A 21,362-nucleotide genomic window follows, 5' to 3' on the forward strand; every position below is an offset into this window, starting at 1 on the left:
CCGTGTCGTTTGTCTGATTTGCCGCCGACACGCAACCTGAGCTGCGGCTCCCGGCCCGTGACCCGTTGTCCAATGAGCAGTGTGACTGGCACATCATGCGGGCAGCAGCCAGACGGGACGCGGCCCGGCGAGGTCGAGCCACCGAGCGATCATGCAACGCGGCAGGACGAGCCGGCCGGCGCCGCACCGACCGCCCAGAACCCGCCGCCGGGCCGGGCCGCGAAGGCCAGCGTGCCGGTCCGCTACCGTGCCTCGGCGCCGGCCCCGCGGGCCGAGCGCTCCAGCGGTACCGACTACGCCTCGGCCTCCGCCAGCGACCCGGCGGCGGAGGTCGAGACGGCCACGGAGACCTCGACGACGGGGGCCGGCCCGGGGATCGAGACGGCCGCGGAGACCGAGACGGCGACGGAGGCCGAGACGGGGATCGAGGCGACCACGGGGGCCCCGGTCGCCGCGCTTCCGCAGCGGGTACCCGTGCGGAGCCCGTCCTCGCCGTGGTTTCCGTCCCGGTCGTCCGGCGACGGGCCGCCCGGACCTGCCCGGACCGGCGTACCGGAGCCCGCCGGCCCCGTGGACGACGAACCGGCGTTCTGGCTGCCGATCGAGGAGGTCCACTGGGACGGGCGCCCGGTCGACCCGGACGCGCCCCCGCCGCCGGACCGCTCCGTCCCGCCCGGCCGCTCGCCCCGCCGGACGGGTCCGGTCCGCAAACCGCCGCGCCACCCCGCCGTCGGCCTGGCCGGGCTGGTCCTCTTCTCCCTGCTGGCGAGCTTCTTCGCCTGGGTGAGCGCCGAGCCGCTCTGGCTGGCGCTGGGCCGGGGGCTGCCCGGTACCGCGACGGTGCTCGACTGCACCGGCAGCGGCCTCGGCCAGCGCTGCCGGGGCGAGTTCGAGGCGGCCGACGGCGCGTTCCTGGCCGAGGACGTGCGGCTGGCCGGGGTCGACGCCGCACACTCGGATCCGGGCTCGCAGGTGCCCGCCCGCATGGTGGACCGCGACTCCGGTACGGCGTACGTCGAGAGCGGCGCCGCCACCCGGCACCTGCGCTGGCTGCTCGGCCTCGCGACGGCGCTGGCCTGCGCGGGCGGCGTGGTCTGGGTCACCGGGGCGCTGCGGCTGCCGGACGGGCGGACCCGCCGCTGGGGTGTGGCGCTCGGCCTGGCCGGCCCGCTGTTGATCACCGTCGGGTTCCTGCTGGCCGGCCTCTGACCGGCCACACCACCTGGGCTCCGGGCCCGGCCGCAGCCGTCCCGGCGGCGGGGTGCGCGCGCTCCGCGCGGCCGGGCGCGCTACCCGTCCCGGCCTGTCACCGCGCCGGCGGCGGGGTGTGGACGAGGGCGTAGACGTCCCGGCGCCGCAGCCCGTACGCGTCGGCGACCGCGCTGATCGCGTCACGCCGCGACGCCCCGGCGGCCTCCCGCTCGGCCACCTCGGCCCGCAGCTCGTCGTCGTCCGGCCGGGGCGCGGCCGTCGGCGGCGCGCCGCCGACCACCAGGGTGATCTCGCCCCGGGGCTCACCCTCGGCGGCCCAGCCGGCCAGTTCGCCGAGCGGGCGGCGCAGGACCTCCTCGTACGTCTTGGTCAGCTCGCGGCAGAGCGCGGCCGGACGGTCGGCGCCGAAGGTCGCGGCGAGGTCGTCCAGGGTCCCGGCCACCCGGTGCGGCGCCTCGAAGAAGACCAGGGTGCGTTCCTCGGCGGCGAGCGCCCGCAGCCGGGAGCGGCGGGCGCCGCCCGAGCGCGGCAGGAAGCCCTCGAAGCAGAACCGGTCGCAGGGCAGGCCGGAGAGGGCCAGCGCGGTGGTGACGGCGCTGGGCCCGGGGGCGGCGGTGACCGGGGCGCCCGCGTCGAGCGTGGCCCGGACCAACCGGTACCCCGGGTCGGAGACGCTCGGCATCCCCCCGTCGGTGATCAGCGCGACCAGCTTGCCGTCGAGGATCGCGGCGACCAGGTCGGGCGTGCGCTGCTCCTCGTTGCCCTCGAAGTACGAGACGATCCGCCCCGGAACCGTGATCTCCAGGTCGCGGGTGAGCCGGGTGAGCCGGCGGGTGTCCTCGGCGGCGACGATGTCCGCGGCGCTCAGCGTGTCGCGCAGCCGGTCGGAGGCGTCCCGGGGGTTGCCGAGCGGCGCACCGACCAGGACAAGACGCCCATCGGGGGGCATATTACCCACGAACCGACTCCTTCATCGATAGTCTTCGTTATAAATGGCTCGGCGTAGGACGCCCATTCACACCTTGGCAGCCTACGATCACGGGGTGACTCTGGCGTCGACAGCGCAGACGGACAACGAGGGCCGCCCGGGGCCCGGCCCGCACGGCGAGAGCGTCCCGGCAGGTGCCGGCCCCGCCGAGACCACCACCGTGGCGACCCGCTCGGGCCCGCTCCGCCCCGCCGCGGGCGGCGTACCGGCGATCGTCCGCCGCCGGCTGGTCCCGTTCGACGCGCGCCTGGACGCGTACTCGTGGCTCGCCACGGGCGTGGTCGTGGCGATCGCCGCGATCCTGCGGTTCGTCGGGCTGAGCCAGCCGAAGGGCAAGATCTTCGACGAGGTCTACTACGCCACCGACGCGCACAACCTGCTCGTACACGGCTTCGAGTGGGACGACAAGAACAACACCGCCGCGTACGTGGTGCACCCGCCGCTCGGCAAGTGGTTGATCGGCATCGGCGAGCAGATCTTCGGCTACAACGAGCTGGGCTGGCGCTTCTCCGCCGCGGTCGTCGGCACGCTCTCGGTGCTGCTGCTGGTACGCATCGCGCGCCGGCTGTTCCACTCGACCGTGCTCGGCTGCGCGGCCGGCCTGCTGCTGGCGCTGGACGGCTTCCACCTCGTGCTCTCCCGTACCGCCCTGCTCGACATCTTCCTGCTCTTCTTCGTGCTCGCCGCGTTCGGCGCCCTCGTGCTGGACCGGGACGCCCGCCGGCGGCGCTGGCTGCGGGCGATGGAGGCGGGTCTCGACCCGAGCCGCCCCGGCCGCTCCGGCCGGCTGCCGCTGGACCTCGGCGCCGTGCCGTGGTGGCGGCTGCTCTCGGCGGTGCTCCTGGGCTGCGCGATGTCGGTCAAGTGGAGCGCGCTGTGGTTCGTACCGGCCTTCGCGTTGCTGGTGCTCTTCTGGGAGGCGGGCGCCCGCCGTTCGGCCGGGGTACGACGGCCCTGGCGGGACACGCTGATCGGCGAGACGGGTTGGCTCGTCCTCGCCGGCGTGCTCTTCACCCTCACCTACCTGGCCAGTTGGTCCGGCTGGTTCCTCACCGACGGCGGCTACTTCCGGCACTGGCAGGCCGACCGCGGCATGACCGAGCTGCCCGTCATCGGCGCGTTGCAGAACCTGCTCCACTACCACCAGGAAGCGCTCAAGTTCCACACCGGGCTGCAGACGAAGCACACGTACCAGTCCTGGCCGTGGCAGTGGCTGCTGCTGGGCCGGCCGGTCGCCTTCTACTGGTCGACCGACGGCGCCTGCGGCGCACCGAGCTGCGCCAGCGAGATCCTGCTGCTCGGTACGCCGATCCTCTGGTGGTCGTTCCTGCCGGCGCTGGTCGCGCTCGGCTGGCTCGGCTTCGCCCGGCGGGACTGGCGGGCCGGCGCGATCCTGCTCTGCGTGGCCGCCGGCCTGCTCCCGTGGTTCTACTACGCGATCGCGGACGGCCGGACGATGTTCTCCTTCTACGTCGCGCCGGCCCTGCCGTTCCTCGTGCTCGCCGTCGTCTACGTGCTCGGCGCGATCATGACCCCGGCGGAGGGGCCCGGGTCCGCCGGCGCGCCACCGCCGGGACGCGTCCCCGCGCCGGCGACCGGCGAGGACGGCGCGGACACCGGCGGCCCAGTGGCGGCTACCGCCGGCGCGGGCACCGGGGCCGAGGCCGAGGCGGCCGTCGCCGCCGCGAGCGAGGCGGACATGGCGGACGCGGACCGGACCGATCGCCGGCTGGTCGGCGCGATCATCGCCGGGGCGTACGTCCTGCTGGTGGCGCTCTGCTTCGCGTACTTCCATCCGATCTTCGTGGGCAAGGTCATGCAGTACGCGGACTGGTCGGCGCGGATGTGGCTGGGCAGCCGCTGGATCTGACCGGCTTCGCGTTCCGCAGACCGCCCCGGCGCCACCTCGGTGCCGGGGCGGTGCCGTACCGGCGGGAAGGCGGGGCGGGCGGTGTGCGCGAGGCTGCGCGCGGGCGGCCACGCCGAGAAGGGGCGGGTCGCGGAAATAGGCGCGCGCCCCGATCGCCTGCCACGGGGGAAGCGGGCGATTGGGGCGCGCACGATGAGCTTAACCACCGAGGATCACCTGCACAACGGGTGACCCACGGTCAGATTTCCGACCGAAGCACCGCCGAGCAGAACGGGCAAGACGGTCACACCTCCCGGACGGTCACTTCTCGCCCAGCAAGTCGCCTCTGACCTGCTACGGCGCCCGCCGGTGCCGGCAGTCGGGTTCGCTACTGATCCGCGCCGTCACCACTGATCGAGTCGACCGTTTGACGGCATATGCAGGCGGTGATCCGCCGCCACCGGAGCCGGCGCGTCTCCGCTCCGCGCGACCCGCGGCCGACGTCCGGAGCCGTACCCGCGGGCTTTCCCCTTTGCGTCCCACAGGAGGAGAGCCATGTCAGATCTCGTCGAGCGCCTCACCGTCGCGCCGGTTGGGCCCCTCGCCACCGCCCCGAGGGTCGCGCCGCTGCCGCGGCTCGCGCCCGAGTCGCTCCGCCGGCACGCCCGGCAGCTGCCGATCGAACCCGAGTGGTACAAGCGGGCGATCTTCTACGAGATGTTCGTGCAGTCGTGCCTCGACGCCAGCGGCGACGGGTACGGCGACCTGCCCGGCCTCACCTCCAAACTGGACTACCTGCGCTGGCTCGGCGTGGACTGCCTCTGGCTGCCGCCGTTCTACGACTCGCCGCGCCGCGACGGCGGCTACGACATCCGCGACTACCTGAGGATCTGTCCGGACTACGGCACGCTGGACGACTTCGTGACCCTGCTCGACGAGGCACACGGCCTGGGCATCCGGGTGATCACGGACCTCGTCCTCAACCACACCTCCGACACGCACGAGTGGTTCCAGCAGTCCCGGCTGGATCCGACCGGCCCGTACGGGGACTTCTACGTCTGGCGCGACACCGACACCGGGTACGCCAACGTGCCGGTGATCTTCTGCGACACCGAGCCGTCCAACTGGACCTTCGACCCGGTCCGGCAGCAGTTCTACTGGCACCGCTTCTTCGCCCACCAGCCCGACCTGAACTACGACAACCCCGTCGTGCAGGAGACGATGCTCGACGTCATGCGGTTCTGGCTCAGCCTGGGCATCGACGGGTTCCGGCTGGACGCCGTCACGTACCTCTTCGAGCGCGAGGGCACCGACTGCGCGAACCTGCCCGAGACGCACGCGTACCTCAAGCGGCTGCGCAAGACGGTCGACGACGAGTACCCGGGCCGGGTCCTGCTGGCCGAGGCGAACCTCTGGCCGGCCGACCTGGTCGACTACTTCGGCGACCCGAGCGTGGGCGGCGACGAGTGCCACATGGCCTTCCACTTCCCGGTGATGCCACGGATCTTCATGGCGGTACGCCGCGAGTCCCGGTACCCGATCTCGGAGATCATCGCGCAGACGCCGCAGATCCCGGAGCGCTGCCAGTGGGGGACGTTCCTGCGCAACCACGACGAGCTGACCCTGGAGATGGTCACCGACGAGGAGCGCGACTACCTCTACACCGAGTACGCCAAGGATCCGCGGATGCGGCTGAACGTGGGCATCCGGCGCCGGCTGGCCCCGCTGGTCAACAACGACCGCAACCAGATCGAGCTCTTCACGTCGCTGCTGCTGTCGCTGCCCGGTTCGCCGGTGATCTACTACGGCGACGAGATCGGCATGGGCGACAACGTCTGGCTCGGCGACCGGGACGGGGTGCGCACGCCGATGCAGTGGTCGCCGGACCGCAACGGCGGCTTCTCCAAGGCCGACCCGGGCGCGCTCTACCTGCCCGTGAACCAGGGTCCGATCTACGGGTACCAGGCGGTCAACGTGGAGCGCCAACTCGAACAGCCCGCGTCGCTGCTCCAGTGGACCCGGCAGATGATCGGCGTACGGAAGCGCCATCCCGCCCTCGCCCTCGGTTCCTACCAGGAGTTGCCCGGCAAGAACCCGGCCGTGCTCGCCTTCCTGCGGGAGTACGACGGCGAGGAGGAGGCGGAGGTCGTGCTCTGCGTGCACAACCTGTCCCGGCACCCGCAGCCGGCCCAGGTCCCGCTGGGCGGGCGGTTCGCCGGGCGGGTACCGGTCGAGCTGACCGGGAACACGACGTTCCCGCTGATCGGGGCGCGGCCGTACCAGTTGACGCTGCCCGGTTACGGCTCGCTCTGGTTCCAGCTCGTGACCCGGGCGCCGCGGCAGCGTACCGGCGGCAAGCGGTACCTGGTCGGCACCCGCTGACCCCGCGCGCACCCACCGCCCGCGCCGCCTCGCGCACCACCGGGCGAGCGGCCGGCGGGCGATCGGCTGGCTGTCGGCGGGCAGCGCCGACGGGCGGCCGGGCGGGCGGGCGACCGGGTGGCGCGGGATAGCGCCGAGCCGACGCGGGCGCGCGAACTATGCTGGTCGCGCACCCCGCCCGCGACGCGACCAGCATGATCAGGCGCGTCCGCCCTCCGGATGGAGCAGTCCCCGTGCTGACCATGCAAGACGCCCTCGCCCGCCTCGCCGCGTACTGGAACGAGCAGGGCTGCCTCACCGTGCAGCCGATGAACACCGAGGTCGGCGCCGGTACGCTCAACCCGGCCACGGCGCTGCGGGTGCTCGGTCCGGAGCCGTGGCGGGTGGCGTACGTCGAGCCGTCGGTGCGCCCGGACGACGCGCGGTACGGGGAGAACCCGAACCGGATCCAGACGCACACCCAGTTCCAGGTGATCCTCAAGCCGGAACCGGGCAACCCGCAGGAGCTCTACCTCGGTTCGCTCACCGCGCTCGGCATCGACGTGGCCGCGCACGACGTGCGGTTCGTGGAGGACAACTGGGCCTCCCCCGCGCTCGGCGCGTGGGGGCTCGGCTGGGAGGTCTGGCTGGACGGGCTGGAGATCACCCAGTTCACCTACTTCCAGCAGGCCGGCGGCCTCAACCTCGACCCGCCGGCCGTGGAGATCACCTACGGGATCGAGCGCATCCTGATGGCGCTCCAGGGGGTCCGCCACTTCAAGGAGATCGAGTACGCCCCCGGGGTGAGCTACGGCGAGATCTTCGGCCAGGCCGAGTACGAGATGTCCCGCTACTACCTCGACGACGCCGACGTCGAGACGACCCGGACGCTGCTCGATTCGTACGCGGCCGAGGCGCAGCGCATGGTCGACGCCGGGCTGCCCGTACCCGCGCACAACCACGTACTGAAGATGTCCCACGCCTTCAACGTGCTGGACTCCCGGGGGGCCGTCTCCACCGCCGAACGGGCCGCCGAGTTCGCCCGGATGCGCCGGCTCTCCGGCGCGGTGGCGCGGCTCTGGGTCAACACCCGGGAGGCGGCCGGCTACCCGCTCGGGGTGGCGGCGCCGACGGCGGCGCCGGCCGAGACGCCCACGCCGCGACCGGCCGACGGCCCACGCACGCTGGTCTTCGAGATCGGGGTGGAGGAGATGCCGCCCGCCGAGGCGCGCGCCACCCGCGAACAGGTCGAGAGCGCGCTCACCAGCCGCCTGGCCGCCGGGCGGCTGGCCCACGGCACCGTCACCGTGCGGGCCACCCCGCGCCGCGTCGTCGCCACCGTCACCGACGTCGCCCCGGTCGAGGCGGACCAGACCCGGACGGTACGCGGCCCCAAGGTCTCGGCCGCCTACCGCGCCGACGGCAGCCCCACGCCGGCCGCGGCCGGGTTCGCCCGCGCCAACAAGGTCGAGGTCGGCGCGCTCGAACGGGTCACCCTCGACGGGGTCGAGCACCTGGCGGTACGCCGCCACGAGCCCGGCCGGCCCGCCGCCGAGGCGCTCGCGCCGGTGCTCGGAGAGATCGTGACGGGCCTGCGGTCGGCCCGGAACATGCGCTGGAACGACCCGAGCCTCTCCTTCACCCGGCCGATCCGCTGGCTGCTGGCGCTCCTCGGCGACCAGGTCGTACCGGTCCGGGCCGGCGCGCTGGTGGCCGGCCGGACCACCCGCCTGCACCGGGCCTCGGCCACCCCGGTCGTCGAGGTTCCCGACGCCGAGGCGTACCCGGAGGTGCTCGCCGCCGCGGGCGTCCGCACCGACCAGGACGCCCGCCGTACCGCCATCGCCGAGGCGGCGGTCGAGCTGGCCGCGGGCGTCTCCGGGCGGGTCGACCTCGACGCCGAGGCCGCCCTGCTCGACCAGGTGGTCTTCCTGGTGGAGCAGCCCACGGCGATCCTCGGTTCGTTCGAGCCCGACTACCTCGACCTGCCCGAGCCGGTATTGACCACGGTCATGCGCAAGCACCAGCGCTACCTGCCGGTACGCGGTGCGGACGGCCGGCTGCTGCCGTACTTCGTGGCGGTCGCCAACGGCGACGTCGACGTGGCCACGGTCCGGGCGGGCAACGAGGCCGTGCTGCGGGCCCGGTTCGAGGACGCGGCGTTCTTCCACCGGGCCGACCTCAACACCACCCCGGCCGAGCTGCGCGGCCGGCTCACCCGGCTGACCTTCACCGACCGGCTGGGCTCGATGAGCGACCGCGCCGAACGGATCGCCGCACTGGCCCGGTCGCTCGCCGCCGAGCTGCCCCTGTCGGAGCAGGACCGCAACGCCCTGGACCGGGCCGCCGCGCTGGTCAAGTTCGACCTCGGCGCGCAGATGGTCATCGAGTTGACGAGCCTGGCCGGCACCATGGCCCGCGAGTACGCCCTCGCCGCCGGCGAGCCGCCCGCGGTCGCCCAGGCCCTGCTCGACACCGAGCTGCCCCGCTCCGCCGGTGACGCCCTACCCGCCACGGTCGCCGGAGCGCTGCTCTCCGTCGCCGATCGGCTGGACTCACTGGTCGGGCTCGCCGCCACGGTCGGGCTCCCCACCGGCAGCAGCGACCCGTTCGCGCTGCGCCGCGCCGCGCTCGGCATCCTCGCCGTGATCCGGGCGAACCCGGTGCTCGGGCGGCTGTCGCTCGCCTCGGCCATCGCCCGCGCGGCGGCCGGGCAGCCGGTGGAGGTCGACGCCGCCACCCGCGAGGCGGTCGGGGCGTTCCTCGCCCGCCGGTTCGAACAGCAGCTCACCGACGAGGGACAGCCGGTCGACCGGGTCCGGGCGGTGCTCACGCACGCGGACCAGCCCCGCCTCGTCGACCAGTTGCTCGCCCAGTTGGCCCACCTGGTCGGGCGCGACGACTTCACCGCCATCGCCACCGCGCTGCAGCGGGCCCGCCGGATCGTGCCGGCCGGCACCACCGCCGAGTACGACCCGGACCGGCTCGTCGAGCCCGCGGAGCGGCGGCTGCACGAGGCGGTGAAGGCGGTGCGCGGCGGCCTCGACGGGCGGATCGACCTCGACTGGTTCATCGCCACCGCCGGCGAGCTGGGCGAGCCGGTGCAGCGCTTCTTCGACGAGGTGCTGGTGATGGCCGAGGTGCCCGAGGTGCGGGCGGCCCGGCTGGGGCTGCTCGCCGCCGTCCGCGACCTGGGCGACCGCCAGCTCGACTGGGACGCCCTGCGACTCTGACCAGAACGCTCGCGATCTAGGGCAAATCCTCGTGAGATGATCTCTAATCACGACGATTTGCCCTAGATCGCGGAGGGAGCGCGTCGCCGCCGGCCGGACCCGGTCCTGCTCGGTCGTTACGGCGACGGCGTCGGGGTCGGGGTGGGCCGCAGGATCCGGTGGTAGCCGCTGAGCAGCGAGAAGTCGCGGCACTGCCCACCCGGGCCGGCGCCCGCGAGGGCGGGTCCGGGGGTCTGGCAGGTCACCCGCATCTGCACCACGTCACCGGCGGCCACCTCGATCGGCGAGACCAGGTGGTAGTCGAGGTCGCGGAAGTTGTTCAGCGCCACGGTGAGCACGGTCGCCCCGTCCACGACGAGGTCGAGCCGACCGCTGTCGCCCTGCGGGTTCTGCAGGAAGATGTCGGTGAGCACGAAGGTCCGGCCGTTCGGCACCGTGTACTGGTCGGTCCGGGTGACGTTCGGGCCGGACGTGGTGGCGAGCCGGTCCGCGAATGCCTGCGCGCCCGGCGGGATGCCCGGGGCGGCCGCGCCGCCCGCCGGTCCGCCCGGCTGGGCGCCACCGGGGTTCGCCGGCGGCCGGGTGGCGGCCCCGCCCGGCGCGCCGCCGCCGGTGACCGTGTCCACCGCCTTCTGCGCGTTGTCGTTGGCCTGGTCCGCCTTCTGCGCGATCGGCGCCAGCTGCTCCTGGGTCGCCTCCTTGGCCGCCGACTTCACGGCGGGGCGCAGCAGCGTGTACCAGAGGCCGGCGCCGACCAGGAGCAGGACCAGCAGCGCGGCGAGCACCCGGCCGAGGTTGGCCGGCAGGATCGGCGACTGGACGGTGGCGGCGTCGAGCGAGGTCGGCGGCGTCGCGTCCGACTCGACCACGACCTGGAACGGGAAGGTGACCGGGTGGCCGCGCCAGAGCAGGCCCTTCGGCCGGGCGCGCACCTTGACGAACGCCGCCTCGCCGGGCGCGACGGTCAACTGCGTGGGCTGGAAGCCCAGCTTCAGCCGCGCGTCGGGGTCGCTGCCCGCGAGGGCGATCTGCACCGGGGTGTTGCTCCGGTTGGCGATCGAGACCTCGTGCTGGGCGCCCCACCGGCCCTTCGAGGTACGCGGCACGATCTCCGCGCCGGTCTCGAAGAACGGGAGCACGTGGACGGTGCCCTCGGGGACGGTCAGCTCGTCGGGGCGCTCGGTGGGCGTGACGCGTACGGCGTACGGCAGCTCGCCGGCCGGTACCGCGGCGGAGCGGGGCGGCCGGAAGTGCAGCTCGACCCGCTCGGAGGTGCCCGGGTAGACGGAGACCGTCGCGGGTTCCACCGTCGTCCAGGCGGCGACGTCGCCGACCACGTCCACCACGTACGACTCGACGATGGGGCCCGTGTTGTGGATCTCCAGTAGGCAGACTGCCTCGTCGCCTGGGGTGACCTCCACGATCGGGCGGTCGAGGTTGGCAACCGTGGTCATGGCGTGACCCTAGAAAGCCGGAGGGCCCCCGGCGGCTTCCGGAGAGGAAGACCTTAGGGCAACTCGGTTGGCCCGTTGAGTCCACGTTAACTGCACGGGTAGTACCCGCGGAGATACTCATCGTCAGACCACAGCGGTGGTCGGGGATGTGGGGGACCTAATGGACCGGATACCGGTTTATCTGCATGCAACGGACATGATCTCACGCGCCGGGTTGGTCAGCCAGTTGCGACCGCGCCCGGAGATCCTCCTGCTCGACGAGGAGGAGCTGGCCCAGGCCCGGGTGGGCATAGTGATGAGCGACAGCATCGACGAACGCGCCCTGCAGACGCTGCGCTCCCTGCGCTCGCGCGGCGTACCGGCCCTGGTGCTGGTGGTCACGCAGGTCGACGACGCCGGCCTGGTCGCGGCGGTCGAGGGCGGCGTGGCCGGCCTGGTACGCCGCTCGGAGGCGAGCGCCGACCGCCTCGTCGGGGTGGTCTGCGCCGCCGCGGCCGGCGACGGATCCGTGCCGCCGGATCTGCTCGGGCGCCTGCTCCAGCAGGTCGGCGCGCTGCAGCGCAACGTGCTGGGGCCGCGCGGGCTCTCGTTCTCCGGGCTCGCCGACCGGGAGATCGAGGTGTTGCGGCTGGTCGCCGAGGGCCTGGACACGGCCGAGATCGCGGCGAAGCTCTCGTACTCCCAGCGGACCATCAAGAACGTGCTGCACGACGTGACCAGCCGGCTGCACCTGCGCAACCGCTCGCACGCCGTCGCGTACGCCCTGCGGAACGGCCTGATCTGACCACCGGCTCGTGGGCCTCCGGCGCGGGGCTCACGAGCCGTCGCCAGGGCCGACGAGCCACCCGGCTGCCCGTTGGGGCAGCCGCCGGTGCCCCCAAACCGGCACTGTGCGTCGCTACCTCAATGGGCAGCTGCGGCCACCGTAGAGGCAGACAAGAGTGCGGGAGGTGTCGTGCGCAGGGGGACCCGACGGGTGGCCATGCTCGTCCCCGGCCTGCTGGCCGGCTCAGTCCTGTTGGCGCCCGAGCCACAGGCGCGACCGTCGCCGGTGGCGGAGCTGGCCGCCGCGCCCGCGGAGATCGGCTACCGGCTGGGCTACACCAGCACGGAACGCCCGACGCTGCGCGGGGGCGTACCCGGACAGCCGGCGCGCGCCATCCTCGGCGAGGCCCAGCGAGGGCTGGCCGACCTCGACCCCGACGCCCGCGGCGGCGTACTGGTCTGGGTGAGTCAGCGGGCCGCGACCGGAGAGTCCGATCTGGACGGTGACGTCTACCTCCAGCGCGGCACGGGTGCGCCGGTGCGGCTGACCAACGACCCGGGCATCGAGCGGCAGCCAGCGGTCTCCCCCGACGGCGGCCGGGTGGCGTTCGTCTCGGACCGGGGCGGCAGCGACGACATCTGGCTGGTCAACGCGGACGGTACGGGGCTGCGCCGGCTCACCGACCACCCCGGCGAGGACACCTGGCCGACCTGGTCCCCGGACGGCACCCGCATCGCGTTCAGCAGCACCCGGGACGACCCGGACGGCGACATCTACGTGATCGCCGCCGCCGGCGGCGCGCTCACCCGGCTCACCACCGACGAGGCGGCCGACACCGAGCCGGCCTGGTCGCCGGACGGCACCCGGATCGCCTTCACCACCGCCCGCTTCGCCCCAGCGGACGGGGCCGCCCCGACGACCCAGGTGGTCACCATGCCGGTCGGCGGCGGCGCGGCCACGCTCGCGGTACCCGGGCCCGGGGACTCCGCCGAGCCCGCCTGGGCCCCGGACGGCCGCCGGATCGCCTTCACCAGCACCCGGGTCGACAACGCCGGCGACATCTACCTCCTCGACGGCGCCACGGTCACCCCGGTCGCCACCTCCGGACTGGCCGAGCGGCACCCGACCTGGCGCGGCAACGAGCTGGTCTACGCCGCCACCGACGCGTCCTGGCCCTCCGACGTCTGGACCGCCGACACGAACGGGCAGGACCGGCGCAACCGCACGGCGCGCCCGGGACTCGCCGAGACCGGCCCGGCGTTCTCGCCGGACGGCACCAAGCTGGCCTACAGCGCGGCGCAGCCCGGCGGCGGCGCCCGCATCGTCGTGGCCGACGCGGACGGCCGCAACCCGCGTACCCTGGCGCCGCCCGGCACCCTGGCCACCGACGCGGACACCGACCCGGCGTGGTCGCCGGACGGCAACTCGATCGCCTTCACCCGGGACCCCGCCGACGGCGATTCCACCGTGCCGGACCCGCGCGCGCGGATCCTGGTGGTCGCGGCGACCGACGCCCGGCTGCTCGGCGAGATACCGATGCCCGCGCACCTGGCCGGGAACGACGGCAAGGCGACCTGGTCGCCGACGGGAGACCAGCTCGCCATCACCCGCGACGCCACCCTGCGCCGGAGCATCCTCGGCTGGCCGGTGATCGACCGACCGGCACAGCCCGGCATGGAGATCACCGCGCCGCAGACGGTGCAGACGCCGGCCGTACCGCCGAAGCCGGACGTCGTCTTCCTGGTGGACGACACCTCGTCGATGTCGTACCCGGGTGAGGGCGGCGCGAGCGTCATCGGCCAGCTACGGGCCAGACTCCCCGAAGTGATCAACAACGTCCGGAGCGAGCAGGCCGAGGCGCAGTTCGGCCTCGCCACGTTCAGCGGCGAGGGCGACGACCGCTACCTCTACCACCCGCGCCAGGCGCTCACCGCCAACGACGCGGAGATCCAGCGGGCCGTCAACGGCCTGACCGCGGACAGCATCTACGGCACGGAGAACTGGTTCTACGCGCTGCGGCAGCTCGCCCGCAACGACCGGATCGGCTTCCGCGACGACAGCAGCAAGATCGTCGTACTGATCAGCGACACGTACAGCATGGACAAGCGGACCCCGGACGGCGTCGACATCACCAGGGAGTCGCTCCGGGACGAGCTGGTCGGCGCCGGGATATCGGTGATCGGCGTGGCGGTCACCGGTACCTCCGGCGAGGTCGGCCTCGACAACGACCCGGACGGCTCGCGCACCGCCTCGTACCTGGCCCGGGAGACCGGCGGCCGGCTGACCCCGGACAGCCGGCCGGACCAGATGATCCAGGCGATCACGGAGGCCATCCGGGAGGTGCAGGTAACGGTCGATCCCGTCATCGAGGAACCCTGCGACGACGGGCTCACCATCACCTTCGACCCGGTGCGGGCGCGGGTGCCGGCGGGCGAGACCGCCAAGTTCGAGGAGCACGTGACCGTCTCGCCGGACGTCGCGCCGGGGACGGTGCTGCGCTGCACGATCCGCTTCGACGTCAACCAGCCGCAGCCGGGCCTGGAGTCGCGGCAGCAGCTGGTCGTGCGGGTCGGGGACCCGGCGGGTCCCTTCGTCCGGGTCGACGACGTGACGCTCCCCGCGGACGCCCGGCAGGGCTCGCCGGTGACGTACCGTCCCCGGGCGACCGACGCCGCTGGCCGGCCGTTGGCGACGCGCTGCACGCCCGACTCGGGCGGGACCTTCGCGGTCGGCCAGACGATCGTGACCTGCACCGCCACCGACCAGCAGGGCCGGACCGGTCAGGACGTCGCGACGATCACGGTGGTGGACACCGAGATCCCCTCCGGTGCCCGGATCTGGCTGGTGAAGGTCGCCTCCGCCACCGTCGACCAGTTGACCTTCAGTGACCAGCACGACTTCAGCATCCGTACCGCCGAGCCCTGCCTGACCCGGCGCAGCGACGACGGCGCGGCCTGGTCCCCGGACGGCAAGTCGATCGCCTTCGCCGACAGCGGCAGCCGGGCCCGGCTCTGCGTGGCGAACCTCGACGGCTCCGCGCCCCGGGTCCCGCTGAGCGCGGACGACCAGGGCGACCGCTGGGCCGCGGATCCGGCCTGGGCCCCGGACGGCAGCCGGATTGCGGTGGCGCTCAACGCCTCCGAGGCGGGTACCTCGATCGTGACCCTGCCCAGCGCCGGTGGTCCGGCCACGACGGTGGTCAGGGACGCCGGGTACGAGCCGACCTACCAGACGCTGCCCATTCCGGACCTGAGCCTCTCGGTCTCGGTCGGCGGACAGCCCGGCTACGTCGGTGGCGACAGCATCCCGGTCGCCTTCACCGCCCGTAACGCGTCCCGGCTGCCGGTGACCAACACCTGGCTGAGCCTCAACCTGCCGCCCGGCCTGCTCCCGGTGGCCACGATCGACGGTCGCTGCGACGCCGCCACCGCCGTCTGCCAGGTCGGTGCGCTCGGCGTCGGCGACCAGGTCGTGATCAACCTGGTGCTGCCCGCCCGCGCGGCGACGCTGGCCGCCGTCTCGGGTCGGCTGACCGCGACGACCGCCGCCGGCAAGGCGGAGACCCGGCTCGCCCAGGCGCCGATCCAGGTGCTCGCGCCGGCGGTCGTGGTGACCCCGACGATCGGTCCACCCGGGTTCGTCACCGAGGCGGTGGGATCGAACTTCCCGCCCGGCGCGGTGGTACGGCTGAACTGGAGCTTCGGCATCACCGCCACCCCGGACCGGGTCACGGTGGCGCCCGACGGGACGTTCCGCACCCAGGTGCTGATCATGCGGAAGGAACCGCTGGGCCCGCGCGACCTGGTCGCCACCCTGGTCACCGGTACGAACTTCGGGACCGTGCAGACGCCGCAGCCGTTCCTCGTCGTACCCCGCTCCCTGGCACCACCGAACTTCGACAGCGGGCGGTAAGAGATGATCCACGAGATCGACGAAGCGCTCCGGCGGCTGGTGAAGGAGGAGGCACTTCCCTCGTCCAGCGTCGAGGTGGTCTTCGAGGCACCCACCAAGGAGTGGGCCGCGCGGCGCAACGCCCCCACGGTCAACGTGTACCTCTACGACATCCGTGAGGACCTGCGCCGCCGCTCGCGCGGGCTGATCAACGAGTACGACGAGCGGGGCCTGGTGGTACGCCGCGTCGCGCCGCCGCGCTACGTCAAGCTGTCGTACCTGGTCACCGCGTGGACGCAGCGGCCGGAGGACGAGCACCGGCTCCTCTCCGCCCTGCTGCTCGGGTTCATCCGGTTCGACGCGCTGCCGGAGGCGCTGCTCACCGGCTCGGTCGCGCGGATCGGGATGCCGGTACCGATGACCGTTGCCCTGCCGCCGCCCGAGGACCGGGCCTTCGCGGACGTCTGGACCGCGCTCGGCGGCGAGCTCAAGCCCTCCCTGGACGTCGTGGTGAGCACCCCGATCGTCAGCGGCCAGATGTTTCCCGCGGCGCCGCCCGCGAGCGAGGGCGTGCAGCTCGACGTCGCCGCGGTCGACGGCGAGATCACCGGCGACCGGGTACGGCATCGGGGCGAGGAGGGCGCCGCGTCGGAGAGCCGGGTGGCGATGCGCCGGTCGAACGGGAGTTGAGGGTGGCGACGGAGGTGCCCGGGCTGCTGCGCCGCCTGCAGCGGGTCGAGTTGGCGGTACGCGCCGCCGTGGCGCAGCGCCGGGAGACCGACCAGAATCCCGACGACCCGTTCCGCGGGCTCTACCTCTCCGACGAGGCGCTGGACGCGACCCTGGCCGCCGCCCGGGAGCCGTTCGCGCCATGGCCCGAGCTGGTCGACGAGCCCCTGACGGCGGAGCCGCCCGGCGCGGGCCACGGCGCGACAGCGGCGGGCGGCCCCGGCGGCGCGATGGCCGGGGCGTGTGACGGCACGGTGACCGGGGCCCGCGACGGCGGCGGACCGGACGGCCTGGCGGGCGGCGGCGGGAACGGCGCGGTCCGGGACCGGCTCGACGCGCTGGCCGAGGCCGCCGGGCTGACCCCGCTCGACGTGGCGCTGCTGCTGGTGGCGTTCGCACCGGACGTCGACAGCCGGTTCGAGCAGTTCTACGGCTACCTCAACGACGACGTCACCCGGCGCCGGGCCACCGTCGGGCTGGCGCTGCGGCTCTGCGGGCTGCCGGAGGCGGCCGCCTCCGCCCGGGCCCGGCTCGCGGCCGGGGCTCCGCTGATCGACCTGGGCCTCGTCCGGGTCGACGACCCGGACCGACCGATCCTCACCCGCGCGCTGCGGGTACCGGACCGGGTCGGCACGCATCTGCTCGGCGCCGACGCGCCCGAGCCGGCGCTGGCCGGCGTGGCCGAGCCGGTCGAGGCGCAGGCGACCGTACCGCCGGGCGCCGTCGAGCTGGGCCAGGCGCTGGGCCGGGCCGGGGTACGCCTCGCGTACCTGCGGGAACGCCCGGGCGGCAGCGCCCTGGCGCTCGGCGCCGCCGCGCTGGCGCGTACCGGCCGGGGCGCGATCGCGGTGGACCTGCCGCGCCTGGCGGCCCACCCGCACCCCGCCGAGCTGGCGACGGTGGTGGTCCGGGAGGCGGTACTCACCGGCGCCGGGGTGCTGGTCGGGCCGGTGGACGGCAGCGAGCCGTGGTCGGTCTGGTCGCAGCTGGCCGCCGGGCCGGCGGCCGTGCTGGCGTACGGCACGCAGACCTGGGATCCGAGCTGGAGCGCCCAGGCGCCGCTGCAGGTCGACGTGGAGCCGCTCAGCGCCGCCGACCGGGCCGCGGTCTGGCGGGAGGCGCTGCACGGCCGGCTCGCCCCGGGCGTGGACCCGGCCGCCGCCACCGCCCAGTTCATCCTCGGCGCCCCGGCCATCCGGCGCGCCGCGTCGGTCGCCACGCAGCTCGCCACCGCCGAGGCGGAGCCGGTGAACGAGGCGCACCTGCGCGCGGGCGCACGTACCCAGAACGCGGCCGGCCTGGAACGGCTGGCCCGGCGGATCGTCCCCGACGTCACCTGGCCGGACCTGGTGCTCCCCGCGCCGATCCTCGCCCTGCTGCACGAGCTGGCGGGCCGGGCCCGGCACCGGGACCAGGTGCTGCGGGAGTGGCGGATGCGCCCGGGCGGCGGCCGGGGGCGCGGGGTGACGGCGCTCTTCGCCGGAGACTCCGGCACCGGCAAGACCATGTCGGCGGAGGTGGTGGCCGGCAGCCTCGGACTCGACCTCTACACGGTCAACCTCGCCACGGTGGTCGACAAGTACGTCGGGGAGACGGAGAAGAACCTCGAACGGATCTTCGCCGAGGCGGCCGGGGTGAACGGGGTGCTCCTCTTCGACGAGGCCGACGCGATCTTCGGCAAACGCTCCGAGGTACGCGACGCGCACGACCGGTACGCCAACATCGAGAGCGCCTACCTGTTGCAGCGGATGGAGACCTTCGACGGGCTGGCAGTGCTCGCCACCAACCTGCGCGCCAACCTCGACGAGGCGTTCACCCGCCGGCTGGACATCGTGGTGGACTTCCCGATCCCGGACGAGGAGGCCCGACGGGCCCTCTGGGACCGCTGCCTCGGCGCCCTCGTACCGCGCGCCGGCGACCTGGACCTGGACTTCATGGCGGAGGCGTTCGAGCTGGCCGGCGGGCACATCCGCTCGGCGGCCATCACGGCGGCGTACCTGGCGGCGGAGGCCGGCCGGCCGGTGGGGATGGCGGAGCTGATCGGCGCGGTGGGCCGGGAGTACCGCAAGCTGGGCCGGCTGACGCTGGAGAGCGAGTTCGGCCCGTACCTGGCGCTGGCCCACTGAGGACGCGACGGCCGTGACCCACCGCGGACGCGGCGGCGCTGGGGCATCGAGGACGCGGCGCCGGATCACCGAGTACGGCGGGGCCCGGGCGGAACGGTCGCCGGCCGTTGCCCGATGGGGCAACGGAGTCTGCCCCGAGGCGAGTTCGGCCGGGTCTGGTCGCGGCGCCGCCGATGACGGACGGTCGATACAGACCCGTGGTGAAGGGGGCAACCATGCGTGGACACCGTGAATTCGATTCCGAAGCGGCGGTGCGTCCCGCCGGTGACCGGCTCAGCTCGACCGACCGGGACAGCGAGGGCCTGATGTACCAGGCCGCCGCCGCCGGCCGTACCGACGTCCTCGGCGCACAGGGCCTGCTCGGCCTGCAACGGGCCGTCGGCAACGCCGGGGTGAGCGAGCTGATGGAGCCGACCGAGGAACGGTCGCCCGTGCACGACGTGGTCAACTCCGGCGGCGGTTCGCCGCTCGCGCCGGAGGTGCGCGCCGACATGGAGTCCCGCTTCGGCGGTCAGGACTTCGGCGACGTACGGGTGCACACCGACGGGGCGGCGCACGAGTCGGCCAAGTCGGTCAACGCGCAGGCGTACACGGTCGGCTCGAACATCGTCTTCCAGCGCGACACCTACGACCCCGCCAGCTCGACCGGGCAGCACATGCTCGCCCACGAGCTCACCCACGTGGTGCAGCAGCGCAGCGGCCCGGTGGACGGTACCGACACCGGCGGCGGGGTCAAGGTCAGCGACCCGTCCGACCGCTTCGAGCGCGAGGCGGTGGCCAACGCGGACCGGCTGATGTCATCGCCGACCCCGGCACCCGCGCTCTCCGGCTCCGGTCCCGCCGTGCAGCGGCACACCGAGGACGACGGCCACGACCACGCCCAGACGTACGTCCAGCGCGCCGAGGGCGACGAGTACGAAGAGGAAGACACCTCCGCCCAGACGTACGTCCAGCGCGAGGAGAGCGGGTCGGAAGAGGAAGAAGAAGCGCCGGCAGCTTAGGGAGAACGGTGCAGGCACCGGTCGAGGACCAACACCCCGGGCGCGGCGACCAGCCGCGCCGTGCCAACGCCGTGACCGTGACGGCCGGCGTCGAGCTCGCCGAGACCCATCCCAGGTCGGCCGCCGACTCCGAGCCGCAGTCCCTGCTCACGGGGGACGGTCGGCAGGCCCCCGCCCGGCCGTTGAGCCCGGCGACGGCCCAGCGCCTGCAGGCCGCCGCCGGCAACCGCGCCGTCTCCGGCCTGCTCGCGCCGCACCGCGCGACGCCGGCACGGCCCAACCGGCCCGGCCGAGCGGCGGGCGGCGGCAAGGCCGGTCCCTCCGCTGCTGTTCCGGCGTCCGCTCAGCGCGCTCCGGCCGGTACGGGCCAGGCGACGCCGTCGCCGACCAGCGCGGGTTCGGCGTCCGGCTCGGCCGGTGCCGCCCCGGTCTCCGGGCCGGTGACGTCCGGGCCGGTGTTGACCGGTCCGGTGCAGCGGTTGGCGGAGGACGGCGGTGGGCTGTCGCGTCCGCCGGCGTCGGCTGATCCGAAGTTCGCCGGGTTGGCCTCGGATGTGCGGGCGAAGCAGAAGGTGATGTCGGCGCATCCGCCGGCGGTGTCGGAGGCGTCGAAGGCGCAGGGTGCGGCGAAGCCTCCGCAGGACGATAAGGAAGCCCAGGGGAAGACGGCGAACGCGGAGAGGATGAACGCCGCGAAGCCGGGTGAGTTCGACAAGGCCGCGTTCGTGCGGGCGGTGAATGAGGCGATCGCGGCGCAGGCGCCGAAGAACCTGGACGAGGCGGACAAGTTCGGCGAGTCGGGTAAGGCCGACGCGGTGAAGGGCCAGGTCCAGGGTCAGGTCAGCGCGGGTAAGGAAACCTCCGCGAAGGCGATCGAGACGACGACGAAGGCCGAACCGGACACGTCGGCGGCGAAGGAGAAGACCGTCACGCCGTTGGTGGCCGATCAGCCTCCCGGCGCCCCCGGCACCCCCGATCCCGGTAAGGCCGTCCCGGACAAGGCCCCACCCGCCGCTACCGACTTCTCCGCCGGTCCGGCGCGGGTCGATCAGCAGATGGCTGATGCGCAGGTGACCGAGGAGCAGTTGGCGCGCTCCAACGAGCCGGAGTTCACCGGGGCGTTGCGGGAGAAGAAGGCCGGCGAGCAGCACGCCGCGACCGCTCCCGGTCAGGTGCGGGCCGCCGAAGCGCAGACTTTGGCCGGAGCCAAGGCCCAAGCGGGGGCTGCCGGTGCGGCGGCGATGACCGCCCTGGCGGGGGACCGCAAGCAGGCCGGGGCGCAGGTCAGTGCGGGCAAGGAGGGCGCCAAGAGTTCGGATGAGGCGAAGCGGGCGCAGATCACCGCCCGTCTGCAGAAGGTCTTCGACGCGACGAAGAAGGACGTCGAGGACATCCTCACCGGCCTGGACCGGAAGGTCGACGACGCGTTCACCCGGGGTGAGAAGGCGGCCCGGGACGCGTTCACGGCCGAGCACAAGCGGCGGATGGACGAGTACAAGGACAAGCGGTACTCGGGGTTCACGGGCAAGCTGAAGTGGGTCAAGGACAAGTTCGCCGGCCTGCCGGAGGAGGCCAACCAGATCTTCGTGCAGGCCCGTAAGGGCTACGTCGACCGGATGCAGCAGGTCATCTCCTCGGTCGCGGACATCATCGGCGGCGAGTTGAACCGGGCCAAGGCCCGGATCGCCACCGGCCGCAACGACCTGCAAGCCGAGGTCAAAAAACTCCCCGCCGATCTGCAGGCCATCGGCA

Annotated in this window: 12 protein-coding genes; 10 read left to right on the plus strand and 2 right to left on the minus strand. The window is 73.8% G+C overall.

What is annotated here, in order from left to right; all coding sequences use genetic code 11:
* Positions 1-81 precede the first annotated feature (81 nt).
* Positions 82-1,209 carry a hypothetical protein gene (locus tag AB0J86_RS23745; protein ID WP_363859787.1) on the plus strand — a complete coding sequence of 376 codons (1,128 nt, stop codon included), beginning with the start codon at positions 82-84 and terminating at the stop codon, positions 1,207-1,209.
* Between the two features lie 97 nt (positions 1,210-1,306).
* Here the strand turns inward: AB0J86_RS23745 and rsmI are convergent, their stop codons facing one another.
* Positions 1,307-2,161 carry a 16S rRNA (cytidine(1402)-2'-O)-methyltransferase gene (gene rsmI / locus AB0J86_RS23750; RefSeq protein ID WP_363859801.1) on the minus strand — a complete coding sequence of 285 codons (855 nt, stop codon included), beginning with the start codon at positions 2,159-2,161 and terminating at the stop codon, positions 1,307-1,309.
* A gap of 199 nt (positions 2,162-2,360) precedes the next feature.
* Here rsmI and AB0J86_RS23755 point away from each other — a divergent pair, with 199 nt between their 5' ends.
* The 3 genes from AB0J86_RS23755 to AB0J86_RS23765 all read left to right on the plus strand — a co-directional run bounded on the left by AB0J86_RS23755 (position 2,361) and on the right by AB0J86_RS23765 (position 9,643).
* Entirely contained in the window at positions 2,361-4,070 is a 1,710-nt protein-coding gene (locus AB0J86_RS23755) for a glycosyltransferase family 39 protein (protein WP_363859802.1), read from the plus strand.
* Between the two features lie 534 nt (positions 4,071-4,604).
* Positions 4,605-6,431 carry a maltose alpha-D-glucosyltransferase gene (treS, locus tag AB0J86_RS23760; protein ID WP_363859788.1) on the plus strand — a complete coding sequence of 609 codons (1,827 nt, stop codon included), beginning with the start codon at positions 4,605-4,607 and terminating at the stop codon, positions 6,429-6,431.
* Positions 6,432-6,673: 242 nt separating this feature from the next.
* Entirely contained in the window at positions 6,674-9,643 is a 2,970-nt protein-coding gene (locus AB0J86_RS23765; RefSeq protein ID WP_363859803.1) for a glycine--tRNA ligase, read from the plus strand.
* Between the two features lie 116 nt (positions 9,644-9,759).
* Here the strand turns inward: AB0J86_RS23765 and AB0J86_RS23770 are convergent, their stop codons facing one another.
* Complete coding sequence (locus AB0J86_RS23770; RefSeq protein ID WP_363859789.1) at positions 9,760-11,097, minus strand: hypothetical protein; 1,338 nt, start codon at positions 11,095-11,097, stop codon at positions 9,760-9,762.
* Between the two features lie 196 nt (positions 11,098-11,293).
* Between AB0J86_RS23770 and AB0J86_RS23775 the strand changes: the two genes are divergently transcribed.
* The 6 genes from AB0J86_RS23775 to AB0J86_RS23800 form a co-directional block, all read left to right on the plus strand.
* The gene (locus AB0J86_RS23775; protein ID WP_363859790.1) at positions 11,294-11,881 is read left to right on the plus strand and encodes a response regulator transcription factor; all 588 of its coding nucleotides are present in this window, start codon (positions 11,294-11,296) and stop codon (positions 11,879-11,881) included.
* Positions 11,882-12,052: 171 nt separating this feature from the next.
* A complete protein-coding gene (locus AB0J86_RS23780) occupies positions 12,053-15,775 on the plus strand; it encodes a VWA domain-containing protein (RefSeq protein WP_363859791.1) in 3,723 nt (1,240 codons plus the stop codon).
* Between the two features lie 3 nt (positions 15,776-15,778).
* Complete coding sequence (locus AB0J86_RS23785) at positions 15,779-16,444, plus strand: DUF4255 domain-containing protein (protein WP_363859792.1); 666 nt, start codon at positions 15,779-15,781, stop codon at positions 16,442-16,444.
* Positions 16,445-16,446: 2 nt separating this feature from the next.
* Positions 16,447-18,609 (plus strand): ATP-binding protein, encoded by a 2,163-nt coding sequence (locus tag AB0J86_RS23790; RefSeq protein ID WP_363859793.1) that lies wholly within the window; start codon positions 16,447-16,449, stop codon positions 18,607-18,609.
* A 215-nt stretch (positions 18,610-18,824) separates the two neighbouring features.
* Positions 18,825-19,610, plus strand: coding sequence for a DUF4157 domain-containing protein (locus AB0J86_RS23795; protein ID WP_363859794.1), 786 nt, complete (start codon positions 18,825-18,827; stop codon positions 19,608-19,610).
* Positions 19,611-19,681: 71 nt separating this feature from the next.
* Positions 19,682-21,362, plus strand: a 1,681-nt coding sequence (locus AB0J86_RS23800) for a hypothetical protein (RefSeq protein ID WP_363859796.1), incomplete at its 3' end; no start/stop codon positions are given.

This window comes from Micromonospora sp. NPDC049559 (assembly GCF_040676675.1).
Lineage (GTDB): Bacteria > Actinomycetota > Actinomycetes > Mycobacteriales > Micromonosporaceae > JBFAPK01.